Annotated in this window: 19 protein-coding genes; 13 read left to right on the top strand and 6 right to left on the bottom strand. The window is 55.4% G+C overall.

The window, feature by feature from the left end; all coding sequences use genetic code 11:
* Positions 1 to 67 precede the first annotated feature (67 nt).
* Both AC1RP7_RS02255 and AC1RP7_RS02250 read left to right on the top strand, forming a co-directional pair.
* Positions 68 to 709, top strand: coding sequence for a response regulator (locus tag AC1RP7_RS02255; RefSeq protein ID WP_057715341.1), 642 nt, complete (start codon positions 68 to 70; stop codon positions 707 to 709).
* Positions 710 to 1,028: 319 nt separating this feature from the next.
* On the top strand, positions 1,029 to 1,328 hold the full coding sequence (locus tag AC1RP7_RS02250; RefSeq protein ID WP_057716633.1) for a hypothetical protein: 300 nt from the start codon (positions 1,029 to 1,031) through the stop codon (positions 1,326 to 1,328).
* 152 nt (positions 1,329 to 1,480) lie between these two features.
* On the opposite strand, the gene AC1RP7_RS02245 is transcribed toward AC1RP7_RS02250, so the two are convergent.
* Together AC1RP7_RS02245 and AC1RP7_RS02240 are read right to left on the bottom strand one after the other, a co-directional pair.
* Positions 1,481 to 2,134 carry a hypothetical protein gene (locus tag AC1RP7_RS02245; protein ID WP_057715340.1) on the bottom strand — a complete coding sequence of 218 codons (654 nt, stop codon included), beginning with the start codon at positions 2,132 to 2,134 and terminating at the stop codon, positions 1,481 to 1,483.
* Positions 2,135 to 2,410: 276 nt separating this feature from the next.
* A complete protein-coding gene (locus AC1RP7_RS02240; RefSeq protein ID WP_057715339.1) occupies positions 2,411 to 2,689 on the bottom strand; it encodes a DUF2790 domain-containing protein in 279 nt (92 codons plus the stop codon).
* 491 nt (positions 2,690 to 3,180) lie between these two features.
* Between AC1RP7_RS02240 and AC1RP7_RS02235 the strand changes: the two genes are divergently transcribed.
* Complete coding sequence (locus AC1RP7_RS02235) at positions 3,181 to 4,155, top strand: quinone oxidoreductase family protein (protein ID WP_493182372.1); 975 nt, start codon at positions 3,181 to 3,183, stop codon at positions 4,153 to 4,155.
* Positions 4,152 to 5,078, top strand: a complete 927-nt coding sequence (locus tag AC1RP7_RS02230) for a LysR family transcriptional regulator (protein ID WP_090454858.1) — start codon at positions 4,152 to 4,154, stop codon at positions 5,076 to 5,078. The genes AC1RP7_RS02235 and AC1RP7_RS02230 overlap by 4 nt, the downstream gene beginning before the upstream one ends.
* 959 nt (positions 5,079 to 6,037) lie before the next feature.
* Here the strand turns inward: AC1RP7_RS02230 and AC1RP7_RS02225 are convergent.
* Complete coding sequence (locus AC1RP7_RS02225; RefSeq protein ID WP_057716632.1) at positions 6,038 to 6,376, bottom strand: hypothetical protein; 339 nt, start codon at positions 6,374 to 6,376, stop codon at positions 6,038 to 6,040.
* A 314-nt stretch (positions 6,377 to 6,690) separates the two neighbouring features.
* Between AC1RP7_RS02225 and AC1RP7_RS02220 the strand changes: the two genes are divergently transcribed.
* The 5 genes from AC1RP7_RS02220 to AC1RP7_RS02200 are packed head-to-tail and all read left to right on the top strand — an operon-like array spanning position 6,691 to position 11,725.
* A complete protein-coding gene (locus AC1RP7_RS02220) occupies positions 6,691 to 8,163 on the top strand; it encodes a c-type cytochrome (protein ID WP_493182370.1) in 1,473 nt (490 codons plus the stop codon).
* A 49-nt stretch (positions 8,164 to 8,212) separates the two neighbouring features.
* Entirely contained in the window at positions 8,213 to 9,985 is a 1,773-nt protein-coding gene (gene ctaD / locus AC1RP7_RS02215) for a cytochrome c oxidase subunit I (RefSeq protein WP_218498432.1), read from the top strand.
* The gene (locus AC1RP7_RS02210; RefSeq protein WP_090454861.1) at positions 9,982 to 10,674 is read left to right on the top strand and encodes a cytochrome c oxidase subunit 3; all 693 of its coding nucleotides are present in this window, start codon (positions 9,982 to 9,984) and stop codon (positions 10,672 to 10,674) included. The genes ctaD and AC1RP7_RS02210 overlap by 4 nt, the downstream gene beginning before the upstream one ends.
* Before the next feature lie 6 nt (positions 10,675 to 10,680).
* Positions 10,681 to 11,394: a heme-copper oxidase subunit III family protein gene (locus AC1RP7_RS02205; RefSeq protein ID WP_218498406.1), complete on the top strand. Its 714-nt coding sequence runs from the start codon at positions 10,681 to 10,683 to the stop codon at positions 11,392 to 11,394.
* Between the two features lie 13 nt (positions 11,395 to 11,407).
* Positions 11,408 to 11,725 (top strand): cytochrome C oxidase subunit IV family protein, encoded by a 318-nt coding sequence (locus tag AC1RP7_RS02200; RefSeq protein ID WP_057715332.1) that lies wholly within the window; start codon positions 11,408 to 11,410, stop codon positions 11,723 to 11,725.
* Positions 11,726 to 11,761: 36 nt separating this feature from the next.
* On the opposite strand, the gene AC1RP7_RS02195 is transcribed toward AC1RP7_RS02200, so the two are convergent.
* Positions 11,762 to 12,322 carry a hypothetical protein gene (locus AC1RP7_RS02195; protein WP_057715331.1) on the bottom strand — a complete coding sequence of 187 codons (561 nt, stop codon included), beginning with the start codon at positions 12,320 to 12,322 and terminating at the stop codon, positions 11,762 to 11,764.
* A 133-nt stretch (positions 12,323 to 12,455) separates the two neighbouring features.
* Positions 12,456 to 12,746, bottom strand: a complete 291-nt coding sequence (locus tag AC1RP7_RS02190) for a hypothetical protein (protein ID WP_493182368.1) — start codon at positions 12,744 to 12,746, stop codon at positions 12,456 to 12,458.
* Between the two features lie 291 nt (positions 12,747 to 13,037).
* Here AC1RP7_RS02190 and AC1RP7_RS02185 point away from each other — a divergent pair, with 291 nt between their 5' ends.
* A complete protein-coding gene (locus tag AC1RP7_RS02185; protein ID WP_492588105.1) occupies positions 13,038 to 14,006 on the top strand; it encodes a LysR family transcriptional regulator in 969 nt (322 codons plus the stop codon).
* A 20-nt stretch (positions 14,007 to 14,026) separates the two neighbouring features.
* On the opposite strand, the gene AC1RP7_RS02180 is transcribed toward AC1RP7_RS02185, so the two are convergent.
* Positions 14,027 to 14,488 carry a RidA family protein gene (locus AC1RP7_RS02180; protein WP_008020169.1) on the bottom strand — a complete coding sequence of 154 codons (462 nt, stop codon included), beginning with the start codon at positions 14,486 to 14,488 and terminating at the stop codon, positions 14,027 to 14,029.
* 259 nt (positions 14,489 to 14,747) lie between these two features.
* Here AC1RP7_RS02180 and AC1RP7_RS02175 point away from each other — a divergent pair, with 259 nt between their 5' ends.
* From AC1RP7_RS02175 to AC1RP7_RS02165, 3 genes are all read left to right on the top strand, one after another.
* Complete coding sequence (locus tag AC1RP7_RS02175) at positions 14,748 to 15,434, top strand: hydrolase (RefSeq protein ID WP_008020170.1); 687 nt, start codon at positions 14,748 to 14,750, stop codon at positions 15,432 to 15,434.
* A gap of 164 nt (positions 15,435 to 15,598) precedes the next feature.
* On the top strand, positions 15,599 to 16,000 hold the full coding sequence (locus AC1RP7_RS02170; protein ID WP_057716631.1) for a helix-turn-helix domain-containing protein: 402 nt from the start codon (positions 15,599 to 15,601) through the stop codon (positions 15,998 to 16,000).
* A 205-nt stretch (positions 16,001 to 16,205) separates the two neighbouring features.
* Complete coding sequence (locus tag AC1RP7_RS02165; RefSeq protein WP_057715327.1) at positions 16,206 to 16,625, top strand: organic hydroperoxide resistance protein; 420 nt, start codon at positions 16,206 to 16,208, stop codon at positions 16,623 to 16,625.
* Positions 16,626 to 16,651: the final 26 nt, after the last annotated feature.

The raw sequence follows: 16,651 nt of genomic DNA, 5'->3' as shown, positions 1-16,651 counted from the left end.
TTCATCATCATCTGTAGGTCGAGACACGATACGGCCGGGGCCTTGCGGGTGCGAATGGAAATTACAGATGATTGACCACAAAATCAGAGTCTTGCTGGTGGATGATCACAGCATCGTGCGTAGCGGCGTACGACGCATGCTGGAGACTGCCGGCGAGATCGACGTAACGGGTGAAGCCGAGACGGCACAAGACGCAATGCTCCTGGTCCGGGAGCAGGATTTCGACGTGGCGCTGGTGGATATTCAGCTTCCCGACAAGACCGGCCTCCAACTTCTCAAACTCATGCGTGCGCACAAGCCCAAGCTCGCCGTTCTGATGCTGAGCATGCATTCGGTCGAGGCCTATGCGTTACGCGCAATCAAGCTCGGCGCTGCGGGCTACCTCACCAAAGATATTTCCGCAGCCACCCTGGTTACGGCAGTTCGCAAGGTGGCCTCAGGTGGCAAGCACGTCAGTCCTGAGCTGGCGGAAAAACTGGTCAACGCTATCGGCAAAGGCGACGCGGCGCCCCACGAAGCGCTATCCGACCGGGAGCTTGAAGTACTCAAGCTCCTTGCTGCAGGCGAGAGAATTGTCCGCATCGCTCAGATATTGCACTTGAGTCCGAGTACCGTCACGACGTACCGGGCACGTATCCTGGAAAAAACAGGGATGGACAGCAACGCGAAACTGGCCCGCTATGCACTCGAAAACGGCCTGTTGACTTAGATCGCCCTGCCATCCGACGCAGCCGGGCACCAGACTGTTTGTAGTGGAATCACTACAAGCTCTTGGTCGAAATCTCCACAAAGATGTCCTGCTAACGTCGATAGCGGGAGCCGTTCCAATCAAGCATATTTACCTCTCGACAAATTTTCGTTCGCTCAATGGAGTTGTCTTCGTCAAAGTCTTGTACCGCCATGGCCTTCAGGATATGCATGAGAGCAAGTTTCACGAGTCAGAAAAGACTCCGGAATTGATACTCGCAAGTTGAGCGCGGAGTGCACGCTGCATTCATGTTGAATCAATGTTCAAACTGGAGGGCATCATGATGATAGGTTATTGGTTATGCGCATTGCTGTGGGGAGTGGTGCTGCTGGAGGAGATCCAACTCATACCCCGACAGGAATGGAAAGACGAGGGTCTGAAAAAGGTTCTGTTGCTGCGCCGGACTAGAAACCGGACAGGCTACTTTTTTGCGTTGATCGCGGGCGCCATGTGTCTTTATAGCGAAATCCTGGTGGCGCCGGTCGATCAGAGTGTTTTCAATCCGGAGCTGATACTTGCCCTATGTGGTGTTCTTTGGGGTGCATATCTGTCCGTAGTCTGCATGAAGGGTAAGCGATAGATGCCTGTTTCCATGACTACTGCGGGTAATTGAGATTTCACTATCGTCGCCCGGCGGGGAGACTTTTCCGGTCAGGCGCTCAACTCAAATTTTGCGAACGGCTAACAACGGATTTTATTGGCTAAAGCTGAACTTCCTTGTTCAACCTGACTTCACCATCCAGCCAGGGCGGCGTTTCCCAGGGGCCTGGTGTCTTGCTCCAAACGCGCTTCGGTGTCTCTGTCTTTTGCCCAGGCGGTGAGCAGTACCATCGCCCCGAAACCACCGACGATGAGTACCGGATAGGCTGCCAGCAACTCCACCAGCGAGTACTTCCAGGCCAGCGGACGACCAATACCCAGCATGGCGGCATAGAACCATGACACGCCAGAGAGGGCGCCGGAAAACAGCGCCAGCATGCGCAGGCTGAAGGAGAGCTTGAGTAACGAACCGGCTTTTTTCAGTGCCGGCAATACAGCGCTATGCAACAGGATGCCGTTAAAGGTCAACAGCACTACTATGCCGATTTTGGCTTGCAGTTTTGGATTGAGGAAATATTCCATCCCCTTGCCGGCATAATCGATCCCGACAATACCAATGCCCGTAATCCAGAGCGCTACAAGTGCAAGCACTACGGTTTTCTGAAGGCTTTCCATGTGCGCGTCATCGTGGTGGCCTGACGCATCTCCCTTCAGGAGTTGCTTGACCATTGCAATGTCGCTGGTCAAGACCAGCCCGATTGCCACACAGCAGGCGATAAGATGAAAATATACAACGCCCAAACGCACATATTCCACGGTGGACGAAGAAAACATACTAAGTTCCATGGTGACCTCTTGGCTTCAATAGTGAATCAACTTGGCTCTCGGCACGGCTTGATTGGAATTTACCGTTGCTGACTGCCATTTAGATCCAGCAATTGTTATCAGTTAATCTTGCGACATTACGCCAGCAAGATAATAGTGAGTTTCTCGAATGAACTTTTAGTCATTCGATCATGTCCATTTTCAGGTAACCAAAAACCTCAATCGCACTGAGTGCATGGGAGGTTTAACTTCCGCTTCTGGGGGGCGGTGAGGCCCGGAACCCGATCGACGAGCGAATCAGGCAATGCTGGTAGGGTCGGCGGGGCTTCCACCCCATTCGAGGAAACGGATCTTGTGAACCTCGCCCTCGCTGTCTTCGTAGACCAGGGTCACCGGTACCACGCCGGTCTTGTCGGATGTATCGGTGCGCTGCAGTACCCGTTTCACATCGATGTCCATCCCGTAGTGGTATTCGACGGCTGAAACATGCGCGCCGGGTTCTTGCAGGCTGCTCTGGTCAAAGACACTGGGTGCGAGACTGGAAATCACGGCACTGACAATCGTGGCCATGCTCATAAGGCTGTACCTCCACTGAAGTTCGCTTGACAAGGACTTAATGTGACACGTGGTGAAAGTGAAGTTCACTTGACCGCGACGAACGCGCCTGCCTGAAAAGCCTGTAGTGGCTGCAAACTCCCGGCAATTCCCCACGCTTGACGCCTCTCGACCGTTCGTCCTTTAACCCCCGTATTTGCTGGAAAAAGTCCGTTTTTCAAGGAGGTCATGACATGTCATGACCGATTGTCATGCGTCGGGTATTGGCCGATTTCTGCCTGTCACCGAGGGCTATATCCGACCCATGGAGGACTCTCGGAGGCAATCTTTGGCATCTCCAAAATCACAATGAAACCAACATGCTCCACGTAGTAAAGCGTGCTACCCATGATTATATTGCTGCAACAGGTGCATTAATGTCCTGCAATAAACCAGTCTTGTTCATCAGTAGGTCAGTTATCACACTGAGGTCACTCATTTGATAACGGCTTCTGACTGAAGGAGAGATGACCATGGTATCTGCGATCCGGTTTATCCAGTTCGGCAACCCTGAAGTACTGAACCTGGAGACACTGAGCGAACAAGCGCCCGGCCAGGGTGAGGTATGGCTTGAGCAAGAGGCTGTAGGTGTCAACTTTCTCGACGTTAGCCAACGAAAAGGGGCGGTGCCGATTGCTTTGCCATCTGGAGTTGGGCTGGAAGGCGCGGGGCGTGTCGCCGCTGTGGGTGTGGGTGTCAGCAACGTGCGAGTAGGGGATCGCGTCGCCTATGCCACCGGCCCCTTGGGTTCCTATGCTTCGGCCCGGCTTTATCCGGCAGAGCGGCTGGTCAGAATTCCGGATTCGCTGTCATTTGACGATGCAGCAGCCGTCATGTTCAAGGGCATCACTGCGCAGTACCTGTTGAAAGCCACCTATCCTGTGGGGCCCGGTACAACCATTCTCCTCTACGGTGTGGCCGGAGGGCTGGGGGAAATCATGGTGCCGTGGGCCAGACACTTGGGTGCCATCGTGATCGGTGTGGTTTCAAAGCAGGCCAGTGTCGAGAAAGCTCTGGCGTCGGGATGCGATGAAGTCCTGGTGTTCGATGCGCACAGCCTGGCTTCCCGGGTCGCTCGTATCACCAAGGGTAAAATGGTCGACGTCGTCTATGACCCGATTGGGCGTGTTTCTTTCCAGGCATCCCTGGATAGCTTGCGACCACGAGGCCTGATGGTATCGTTCGGAGCCTCATCAGGTGCGCCGTCAGCCGTAGAACTGTCGACACTCAATACCAAAGGCTCGCTGTTCCTGACACGTCCTTCGTTGGCAGCCCATACGGCGAGTGTCTCTGAGTACCAGGAACGAGCGCAGGATGTGTTGGCCACCATAGGTGCAGGTATTATCAAACCTTCGGTCCGGGCAAGTTACTCTCTGGCGGACGCAGCATTGGCGCATGCGGACCTGGAGTCGGGGCGTTCATCGGGGGCGATCATTCTAAAACCATGAATCTTGATGTTCTGAACAATCAGCACAGCGACGAAATCGCTGCGTTTCTGGCCGTGGCCTCGCAAGGCTCGTTTGTCGGGGCAGGCCGGCTATTGCAGCGACACCCAACCGTCGTTTCGAAACGACTCGCCGCAATGGAAAAGCGCCTTGGCGTTCGGCTTGTGGAGCGCTCCACCCGCCAGGTTCGAATTACTGAAACAGGTGCCAGGCTGGAGCAACGGCTTCGCTCAGCCATCGAATTGATGAATGAAGCGCAGCAGCAAGCGTCCGAGGGCGCCAGCGAAATCCGCGGTACTTTGCGCCTTGCATTGCCGGCAGCCATGGGCAGACGTTGGCTTGGCCCGATGCTGCCGGAGTTTCTCAAGGCTCATCCGCATGTCTCGATCATCGCTGACTACAGCGAGCGTCTGGTCGACATCATCGATGAAGGTTTTGACGCGGCGATCCGAATCGGAGAGTTGGACGACAGCCGGCTGATAGCCAAAAAACTGAGTGACCATCGCCGGATACTGTGTGCCTCGCCTGCTTACATCACAAAGCACGGCATGCCCGAAACGCCACAGGACCTGATCAGGCACAATTGCCTTCGCTTCAGTGGCCTTGCGTCTTTTCCTCAGTGGAGACTCCATCGCGGCAATGAACTGCAGACGGTTTCTCCCAAAGGAAACCTGACGGCCAATGACAGCGAATCATTACTTGCGGCGGCCTGCGCCGATGCGGGAATACTGGGGGCAGGTGACTGGTTGATGAGTCGTGATATTGCTGCCGGGGGACTGTTGCAGGTCCTTCCTGACTGGCAATTGGATACCGCCGGTGGGGTCTACCTGGTCAGGCCATCAGCCAAGTTTCCGGGTGCCGTGGTCGTCGCGTTCAAACAATGGATCGAGTCAAAGTTTACCCCCGCGCCCCCATGGACCATCTGACCGGCTGACCTTCGATTCCCCTGACCGACACATGGCTGCCGGCCATGTGTGTTCATAAAATCAGGTGGTGATTCACTTTTTCCATTGCATCAAAGCCAATACAGGATAGTAACGGACCACAACCAGCCGATGCAGAGGGTGATGGCAAGGTAGATCGCCACAATCATCAGAGGCTGATTCCACATGACACACCTCCCATAACCGCTTTCTTTACATGGGTGCCTGGTAAAACGGGCGCTCGTCGCATGAGCAATAACTCGTCAGAACACTCCAAGGGTCAATTCCATCGCCAGTACAGCGGACAACGCCAGCGTCATCACCAACGCGATAAAAATCAGGCCCAACTCGGCCAGCTGCTTATAAAGGGCCATCGGCCGTTTCGTGATTCGAGCAATTGATCTATCAGTGGAAGCCATCACTCATCCTCACTTTTGCGTGGAACACGCACCACAGGCTTGACTTGGGCAGTAAGGCGATGGAACCGCATGGTGTCGCGCGTTTCATTTCCTACCCCTCGCGTCATGCCGAATCCGGCGAGCCCCGCCGTCTCCATGATGTCCGGGACGACAGCTGTTGCGGGTACCAGGGGTGGTGCAACTAATGAGCCATTTCAATAGGGCGAAGAAAAAACTCAAATTAATTAACAAGCTGTTTGCGAGGGGTTTCAAGCGAGAGAAAGGGGGGAGGGGGGAATATTCCTCAAAGTTGGTGGTAAACGCCTGGTTGGGTGGGTGTAGTACCCCATTTTTGGAGAGAGTAGCGGCCCTGTTTAACCGATCGTTTTTGGTAGGGGCTACTTGTCCCTGAGGCGAGGTGGATTCAACGGGGCGAGAGGGCTGCTTCTAACTGTGGTTTCAACCGGTCGAAGCAACACACTGAATTCTGTTTAATAGACGAGTGAGTTTTCGGCACCGCACATTACCCGCGGAGAAACATCGATGCCGAGAATCACGTAACCGCTACTCAAGCAGCTGATCTATCAACACCGCATTGGTGTAGATCAAACTGCCGTCACTCGCCCGGTGTCCAACCAGATGGAACTGTCCGCGTTCGTGGTGCAAATAGACACGCATCTGACAGTCGGACAAGGGGGCGTATCCCTCGGGCATGATCAGATCCATCGAGTCCATATCGACATCGACCATGGCTTCCGGCTCGTGGGTCTTCTGCAAGTGCTCTTCGGCCTGCTCCAGACGGAGGTGCAGAGGGCCGTCGACGTAGAAATGAACTTCCCCCATCGGGGTGGATTTTTGGGCGCCGCTGGTTTTGCACCAACCTTCGATCGTCAGGGCACTCATGACGAAACCTCCCATGTGGATTGCTGGAATCTGTATCTATCGTTCCTGCTCGATGCCATCACTTATGTTGGATGACTGCACAAGGGCAGGGTTCGATTTTTGGCGCCGCTTCTGGCCGACCCTGCTGCCCGTCATCAGACATTCAGTATAGCCGGTCGCCGGGCCTCGCTTGCCAACCTCACGTACAACCCGATGGGCTCTATACTTCTTACTGACTTTGCCGCCCCGATGGGTGGTATTTGTCTGCCCTGCTTGGACGTCAGAGGCGATGCTTTTGCATAACCAATGAACAACAGGAATAGGATGAAGAGGAAATGGCAATAGCAATTGTCCTGATACTAATCGTTATTGCATCAGTGCTATTCCACATACTGGCGCCTTGGCACGCGACACCGGCAGCTTCCAACTGGGGTTCCATAGACACCACCCTGTTCATCACCCTGATCATTAGCGGAATATTTTTCATTGCCATCACGATGTTCATGGCGCTCGCGGTGATGCGGTATCGTCACAAGGAGGGCGCCAGGGCGGCCTACCAGCCAGAAAATAAAAAGCTGGAACTGTGGTTAATTATCATTACGTCGGTAGGTATTGCCGGGATGCTGGCGCCAGGCCTTGTTGTCTACAACGACTTCATCCGGGTACCGAAAGAGGCTTACGAACTTGAAGTGGTCGCCCAACAGTGGCAGTGGGCCTTTCGTTTTCCCGGCCAGGACGCAAAGCTGGGCAAATCGGATATCAGGTTTATTGATGCCGCCAATCCCTTCGGCCTTGATCCCAAGGATCCTGCAGGGCAAGACGATGTGCTTGTAATGAATAATGAAGTTCGCCTTCCGCTCGACCGGCCGGTGAAAGTCTTGTTGCGCGCTAAAGATGTCCTGCACGATTTCTATGTACCGCAAATTCGCAGCAAGATGGATATGGTGCCAGGAATGGTGTCGTACTTTTGGTTTACGCCAACTAAAACCGGAAAATACGAAGTCCTTTGCGCTGAATTTTGTGGTGTAGGTCATTACAACATGCGCGGCCATATGATCGTGGAAGAGCAGGGCGTCTTCGATCAATGGCTCAACGGCCAGCCGACTTTTGCGCAGACATTGACGACAACTGCCAAACCCGGTCGCGACAGCGTGCTGGAAAAAGGCCGCCAGTTGGTCGAACAGCTCGGCTGCAAGGCCTGCCATAGCCAGGATGGCAGTGCCAGTCTCGGCCCGGGATGGAAGGGGCTGTACGGCCGCACTGAACAGTTTGCCGATGGCACCAGTGCGGTGGTCGACGAGGCCTACCTGAAAGAGTCGATTCTCGATCCGAAGGCCCGGCTGGTACAGGGCTACCCGCCGGTGATGGTGGCCTATACTCTCAAAGACGATGAAATGGGCGCTGTCATCGCCCTGATCAAGTCACTGGGTGCTGCGGGGCAAGACGATGAACCTTCGACCGGCGAAGCGTCGAGCCCGGGTGAAGACCTGGTGGCGCAGGGGCAGCGACTGGCCGGCTCGCTCGGCTGTCTGGCCTGCCACAGTGTCGATGGCAACAAGGGCGTCGGCCCCAGCTGGCAGGGCCTGTATGGCAAGACGCAAACCCTTGCCGACGATACGAGCGTAAAGGTCGACGAGGGCTATATCAAAGAATCGGTTCTGCATCCCAATGCCAAAATCGTCAAGGGCTATGCAGCCGTCATGCCGGCCCTGGCTCCGAGTGACGAGGAGCTCAATGCACTGATCGCTTTTATCAAATCCAAAGCGAATGCTGACGCTGATGCGAGCAAGGCGGAGCCAGGGAAGTAGCCGTAAAACAGCCAGGAATGCACTGAAACTTCGGCAGGAGGATGACGTGATGGCCTATGCGGAGCAAGCCGAGACAGAAGCACTGCACGAGCCCAAGAGTTTCCTGACCAAATATATCTGGAGTCAGGACCACAAGGTCATAGCCATTCAATATTCCGTGACGGCCATCTTCGTGGGTCTTATCGCTCTGGTGTTGTCCAGCTTGATGCGCATGCAGATAGGTTTCCCCGGCAGTTTGGCGTTCATGGACGCCAGTACTTACTATCAGGCGATGACCATGCACGGCATGATCATGGTCATTTACTTGCTCACAGCCTTGTTTCTGGGTGGTTTCGGCAACTATCTGATCCCGCTGATGGTGGGCGCCCGCGACATGGTCTTCCCCTATGTCAACATGCTCAGCTACTGGTTCTACCTGGTGGCGGTACTGGTGTTGCTCAGCAGTTTTTTTGTCCCTGGCGGCCCCACAGGTTCGGGCTGGACGCTCTATCCGCCACAGTCCATTACCCAGGGGACACCGGGGGTCGAGTGGGGCATTGTCCTGATGCTCGTCTCACTGGCGATTTTTATTGTCGCCGCCACCATGGGCGGGTTGAACTACGTCACCACGGTGTTGCAGGCGCGCACGCACGGCATGACCTTGTTTCGCATGCCGCTCTCGGTATGGGGCATCTTCATGGCCTCGATCATGGCCTTGCTGGCCTTCCCGGCGTTGTTTGTCAGTGCGGTCATGATGTTGTTCGACAAGCTGTTGGGCACCAGCTTCTTCATGCCGGCGATGATCTCGCTGGGGCAGCAGCTCGATCACCAGGGCGGCAGCCCGATATTGTTCCAGCACCTGTTCTGGTTCTTCGGCCACCCGGAGGTCTACATCGTCGCTCTCCCTGCGTTTGGTCTGGTCTCCGACTTGATCAGTACCCATGCGCGTAAAAATATCTTCGGCTACCGAATGATGGTGTGGGCCATTATTGCGATTGGCGTACTCAGTTTTGTGGTCTGGGCGCACCACATGTATGTCAGCGGAATGAACCCGTACTTTGGCTTTTTCTTCGCAGTCACCACCTTGATCATCGCGGTGCCGACGGCGCTGAAAGTCTATAACTGGGTACTGACCCTGTGGCGCGGCGACATCCACCTGACGGTGCCGATGCTGTTTGCCCTGGCCTTTATCGTCACCTTCCTGGTCGGCGGTCTGACCGGGTTGTTTCTCGGCAATGTGATCGTGGACATCCCGCTCTCGGACACCTATTTCGTCGTGGCCCATTTTCATATGGTCATGGGGGTAGCCCCGGTACTGGTGGTGTTCGGCGGCATTTATCACTGGTACCCGAAAGTCACCGGGCGCATGTTGAACGACACCCTGGGCAAGTTGCATTTCTGGATAACCTTTCTGGGCACCTACGCCATTTTCTTCCCCATGCACTACTTGGGTTTCCAGGGCATGCCACGTCGCTACTACGCCTATGAAAACTACGCGTTCATCCCGCAGTCCGCGCAAGACTTGAATGCCTTCATTACGGTGATCGCATTGACTGTCGGCGTTTCCCAGTTGCTGTTCCTGTTCAACCTGGCCTGGAGTGCATTCAAGGGCAAGCCCGCAGGCAGTAATCCCTGGGGGGCGGCCAGCCTGGAATGGCAAACGCCGGACACCCCGCCGAAACACGGTAACTGGGGCGCGAAGTTGCCGGTCGTGCATCGCTGGGCCTATGACTACAGTGTGCCGGGCATTGAGCAGGATTTCGTGCCGCAAACGGTCTCTGCCGAGGAGCTGGAGCAGATGCGGCAACTCAGTGCCGGAACCAAGGCGGACATCAAGACATGAACAGGCTGCTATTGAGAAACGCCGACGGCGCTGATCCCGGCGGCAGCTGGAGTCGCGACCCTGAGGATATGCAGGCCGCCGAGGATGCCGATAGAAGGCAAACCGCAAGGGTAGGCCTGCGCTTGTTTCTGGTGGTGGTGAGTTCGTTATTCTTCCTCTTCCTGATCGCCTTTATTGCCCGTTCTCAAATGGCCGACTGGCTACCCCTGACAGAGCCTTTGGCGCCGTTAGACAATCTCCGGCCGCTCTGGCTGAATTCGGCTTTTCTGGTATTGAGTTGCATCGCACTGCAATGGTCGCGTATGGCCGCCCGAAAGGCTCGGCTGGGCGCAACGGTCATTGGTTTTGCATTGGGGGGTGTGTTTGCCATTGCCTTTCTGGCGGGGCAACTCTGGGTCTGGCAGCAGTTTGTCGCCTGGGGCTACTTTGTCGCCAGCAATCCGGCCAACAGTTTCTTCTACCTGTTGACCGGCCTGCATGGGCTCCACCTGCTGGGCGGGCTGATCGCCTGGTGCTGGATCGTCGCCAGATTTCTGCGTCATGTGCCACTGGCGCAACTTGGCGCCAGCGTAGAGCTCTGTGCCATCTATTGGCATTACTTGCTGGGCCTTTGGTTCGTGCTTTTCGCGCTGCTGGCCAGCACGCCGCAAACCTATGAAGCCATCGCCAGATTCTGCGGCCTGAGGTAAACAGTCATGGCATTGCACCCACAAGCCCAAGTCGAATCCAGTTCATCCAACCCACCAGGTTCGCCGCCTGCACCGGGATGGCAGGGCATCGCCAGCGATTGGTCCTCGGATAAAGAGGCCTTCAAGCAGGTGCCCTGGGGCAAGGCGATGATGTGGATATTCCTGCTCAGCGACACGTTTATATTCACCTGTTTTCTGACCGGATACATGTCGGTACGCATGACCATCACCAGCGCCTGGCCGAACCCCAGTGAAGTGTTCGCATTGACGATCGGCGGCAAGGAAATCCCGCTTATTCTGATCGCCATCATGACCTTTGTGCTGATCAGTAGCAGCGGCACCATGGCCATGGCCGTCAATTTCGCCTATCGCCGTAATCGCGCGAAAACCGCGACCCTGATGCTGGCGACTGCTGCCTTGGGTGTGACTTTCGTCGGCATGCAGGCATTTGAATGGAGCAAGCTCATCGCAGAAGGGGTGCGTCCCTGGGGGAACCCCATGGGAGCGGCGCAATTTGGCGCCAGCTTTTTCATGATTACCGGTTTTCACGGACTGCATGTATCAATCGGCGCCCTCTACCTCAGCATTGTGGCGCTGAAGGTATGGCGCGGAGATTATGAGCGTTCCGGCAACTATCAGAACGTCGAGATAGCCGGGCTTTACTGGCACTTCGTGGATCTGGTGTGGGTATTTATTTTTGCATTCTTCTATTTATGGTAGAGGAGCACGGGTGATGGCACATGCTCAGGGTCAGCAACATCCAATCAGTTTGTACCTTAAAATCTGGGGACTGTTATTCGTCCTCAGCACGCTGTCGTACCTTGTCGACTATTTCCACTTCCATGGCTACCTTCGGTGGTCCCTGATCATCACTTTCATGTTGTTGAAGGCAGGTTTGATTGTCTCCATCTTCATGCATATGGCATGGGAGCGCCTGGCATTGGTCTACGCCATATTGGTGCCACCTTTGTGTTTACTGGTGCTTATCGGGCTGATGGCCTCCGAGGCAGACTATATTTTCCTCAGCAGGGGCATTTTCTTTGGCCAGTAGGCAAGCAGCTTTCGGATGGCCTTGAGTCCCCAGGCGCTAACCCGATATCACTCGCTTGAACTGATGCCATTTGTGCTGCCAGGCCACTGTCCAGTGGGGGGCTGCCGTTCCCGTGCCGGCGATCTTCAGCTTCGGATGCTGTTTGATGACCTGGTCCAGTACCGATTCCTGATTCGGTTCAACATCCACGAAGAAGATATGTTTGCCTTCTTTTACTGCCTGCTTGAAATTACGGAAGTGAGTGTTCGGCACCTGGAACCCAAAAAAACCGCCTTCCCAGATGCAGAAGCCCAATACAACAATGGCAAGGAAGATAAAGGGCATCCAGCCTGCGGCGGATTCGGTCCAGCCCATCCAATAGGCGCCACCCAGGACCAGCGCTGCGAGTGGCACGCCGATCACCGCACCAATCTCACCAGAGTGAACAGCATCCTGTTCCATCAGCGAGCTGATCTCGTGGAGGTGATGTTCTTCTACATCAGCAACTTTTTCACTGAGTACATGAATCTGTTCGGAATTGATGCCGCTGGCTTCCAATTCATATTCAACGTTTTCAAGATCGTTGAGATTGTCACTGATGTAATAGTGTCGGTTCATGCCACACCTCCCATCTCGGGTTTGCTGCAGACCTCCTCTGTCCGGCAGCACTTGGCAGCTGTACTTTGGGGAACGTTGCACACCCGGTGCAATTTGAAAAAAGTATAGCACTCACCATCCTGCGGACCGGTCGCTAGCTAATCTGCACAATGACTGGACCTTCCGTCACGATCGGCGGGTTCGCGCGGATATTCGATGCATTTTTCTGAATCCAGTCACGCGCGACTTTCAGGCTCGCATCGCTGCCGGCCTTGTCCGTGCAAACAGTCACCGCTGTACCACCATCACCCGTATTCAACAGTGTGTAGCTGACGAGGCCAGGCACTGTCCGCAGGGTCGCTTCGACGTCGGCATTGCGCTCTTCCAACAACTCGAAAAGCTGCTTTGCTCCAGTACCCAGGTAGGTTCTTATAACCGCATACATAGTCGTCTCCCTTGGGAGTGTCGCCTTGATGCCAATCCAGATCCGTTGATGGCCGCTATTACTCAAGGCTTCAGTTCGCCCTGATTTATTAAGCTTAGCCAAACGCCGGTGACAATCGTAATGCAACGACCACCGGCCATTTTTGGCCGATAACTGCCTGTCGTGAGGGGCTGAAACCGACCCATTGCAGCCAGTCGGCATAACAGTTTTCAACCAATCGCCGGAACAATGTGGCTGCTTCACCCAACCCCTTCTCGTATCATCAGCGCCTTTGCATCTGGAACGAACTGTGTGAAATCGCCAACTGGAAAAGCCCCGGCTGCCCCTGATGGGACGAAGTGGGACGTAGGCGAGGCTGTCAATCAGCTCTCGTGGGACGACTTGCGCATCATCAAGACGCTCAGTGATTGCGGCAATCGTTCGGCTACGGCCAAGAAGCTTGGCATCAATGTATCCACCGTTTCGCGCCGAGTTGCTCAAGTTGAGCGAACGCTCGGCATCGCGCTGTTCGATCACCGCAAATCAGGGTATCTGCTCACCGCCGAGGGTGCTGAATTGCGAGCACTCGCCGAGCGAGTGGAGCTGGATATCGTCAGCGTCACGCGGCGTGTTTCACGTTCAGGCCAAGGCCCCCTCGGGAAACTTCGAATTACCACCAGCGACTCGCTGCTGCTGTACTTCTTCACCCCCATCATCGCGGACTTCAAGGCCCTGAACGAGGGGATCTCCATCGAGGTGCTGGTGGGCAATGAAACCCTTAGCCTCGCCCGGGATGAATCGGATATCGCGATTCGAGCGACGAGAAAACCTGCAGAAAGCTTGGTGGGCCGTAAACTGGCGAACATTGCCTGGGCACCTTACTGCTGCGCCAAGCAGATGACTGCCTTGCCCCTTTTCGAAGAGGGCCAGGCATGGGTGTCATACTCCGCAGCGCTCTGCGGTTTGAAGGCGACAAGCTATGTCGAAAGCAGAGTCGCTGCTGAGCGCATAGCGTACCGCACCGATTCTGTTGCAGCAGCAAGCGCTGCAATCGCGGCGGGTCTGGGATTTGGATTCCTTCCCTGCATGTTGGGCGACATAACCCCAGGGTTGGTACGCGCCGGCCCGGTGGTGCCAGAGCTTCAGGATGAGTTGTGGCTGCTGACTCACCAGGACATTCGAAAATCGTGGCGAGTCAAAGCATTCATGACCTTCTGCGCCGCTGCCGTGGCCAGTCAAAAGCCCTTGGTCGAGGGGCAATTGATACTCCCGGTCACCTAGATCGAAACCGGGAGTGCAGCTCAGATGTCTCGGGCGCCAATCACGGCCTTGCACACGATCTCAATCAGCTGCGGACGCTGGGCAAGTCTCGACACCCCAATGATATTGCTCGCGCACTGAGGCCGCTCAGTGCCATAGGCCGCCTTGCGCACTTTGCCGACCACCGCGAACGCAGCGTCCATGTCCAGCACATAAAGCGTTTCCTCGACAACATCTTGCATAGTTGCGCCATACAAGGCGAGCAGCTTCGAAATGTTGTCGTAAGAGACCCGCATCTGCTCTCCCATCGAAGAGAAATCACTGGGCTTACCGTCGGCGTTCAGCGGCGCCGGGGCTACCAGATTGCCTGCCTCATCATGGTTGAATTGACCTGATACGTAGATCTCGTTTCCTACCCGCCGTGCCTGCGGATAGCCATACGCCTCCTCCCAGGAAACGCCCCAGTAGGCGGTCTGCTTGTTGAACGGTTGTGAAGCTGCCATTGCATTCTCCTGCACATGAGGGACCGGCTTGATCCGAATGGATGGGCGAATGCTAGCAGCGCGATCGCGCATTTTATGGCGCATAAATGAGCCGACAGGAGCGCAAAAATGCGCCACCGAAAAGCGCCTTGTTTCGTTATCTTTTGCTCGTCCTCAAGCACTGACGCTGAGGAGTGCACTCGTGGCTACGGTAATGCCTGCAAGGTGCGGGCCCCGAGACTTGTGCGACTGAACATCATCAAGCCGAAAGGAAACAAAAATGAGCAATCCTAAAACTGAAGTCCTGACTCCGCTGAATAGCCAACTGATCTTCATCGATCAGCAGCCACAGATGGCCTTCGGCGTTCAGAGCATTGACCGGCAAACGCTGAAAAACAATACCGTTGCCTTGGCCAAGGCAGCGAAGATTTTTAATGTCCCCACTACCTTCACCACGGTTGAGACAGAAAGCTTCTCAGGTCACACCTACCCCGAGCTACTCGCTGTGTTCCCGGACGCCCCGCTGCTGGAGCGCACCTCCATGAATTCCTGGGATGATCAGAAGGTACGCGACGCACTCAAGAGAAATGGTCGCAACAAGATCATCGTCTCCGGCTTGTGGACCGAGGTATGCAATGCCACCTTCGCCCTGTCGGCAATGAACGATGCCGGCTATGAAATCTATATGGTTGCAGATGCCTCCGGCGGCACCACCAAAGAAGCCCACGATTACGCCATGCAGCGCATGATCCAGGCCGGCGTGGTACCGGTGACCTGGCAGCAGGTGCTGCTGGAATGGCAACGGGACTGGAAGAACCGCGACACCTACGACGCCGTAATGGAACTGGTAAAGGAACATTCTGGTGCATATGGCATGGGCGTCGACTACGCCTACACCATGGTGCACAAGGCGCCTGAGCGCGTTCAGCATGGCCCCACCCTGGCGCCTGTCGCTGCATCTGTCTGAGCCATCGCCAGCCCCTGCCCTGGGGGCTGTTCACAGACTTGCGAAGGGTGCGCAGTCGACTGAACCGAGTCAACGAGCCTGGCCTGGCCCCCTTGGGGATTTCCAGTGCCCAGCGCTGTTCGAGTCAGGCGCTCGCATCCTGTTACCTGGATTAAGGGATGTGTATGAACAAGGACAAATCTACCGTGCTGGCGACTCTCACACTGGCTTCGACAGGGCAGCTCAAATCCTGGCAGATAAGAACTGCCAAACAACTGATGCTGGACAGGCTGGATACCGGCATTTCAGTGACTGAACTAGCCGAAGCTTGCGCATTGTCGCGCAGTCACTTCTCACGCAGGTTCAAGGAAAGCACCCGGATGTCCCCGCAGCGATGGCTGCGTGAACAGCGGGTCATGAAGAGCAGAGAGTTATTGAAGGCTTCCACGATGTTGCTCACAGAGATCGCGCAGGAATGCGGCTTCAGCGATCAATCTCACTTCTGCCGTACATTCGTGAAGGCTGAAGGCATGACACCGAAGGCTTGGCAGCAACAAGCAATCTGCCCGATTCCGGTCGTTGCTTGAGACGGTAAGGCATCATCAACGCGCGGGCGAGCCCAAGCGGACTGAGGTGTAACCCCCTTGAAAATCAATTTGTTACAGCTATCGACGATTTTTTATAAATCTTGCGCGCTAAATTATTGAGCGGCAACTTATTGCACATTGTTATAACGCAAACATTTAAATCGCTAACAGAATCCCTCGAAGACATTCAAAAGTGAGGAAAGCCATGAAAGTTCTCTACACCGCAGTCGCAACCGCAACCGGCGGTCGTGATGGCCGAGCCATCTCCAGCGACAAGAACCTCGACGTGAAACTGGCCACTCCGAAGGAATTGGGCGGTGCCGGTGGTGATGCCACCAACCCTGAGCAACTGTTCGCCGCTGGTTACTCGGCCTGCTTCATCGGTGCACTGAAGTTCGTCGCCAGCCAGAGCAAACGCAGCATTCCAGCCGACGCCTCGATCACTGCGCGGGTCGGCATTGGCCAGATCCCAGGCGGCTTTGGCCTGGATATCGACCTGAACATCAACCTGCCAGGCCTGGAGCACGCCGATGCACAAGCGTTGGTGGAGGCGGCCCACCAAGTGTGCCCGTACTCCAACGCAACCCGTGGCAACGTCGATGTCCGTCTGCACGTCACCGTCTAACTTCCCGCCTCACGAGAAACAGGAGA

Source organism: Pseudomonas sp. GW822-FHT01E03 (assembly GCF_058802985.1).
The sequence above is the reverse complement of the archived record's forward strand: the minus strand, read 5'-3'. Positions and strand labels throughout refer to the sequence as shown.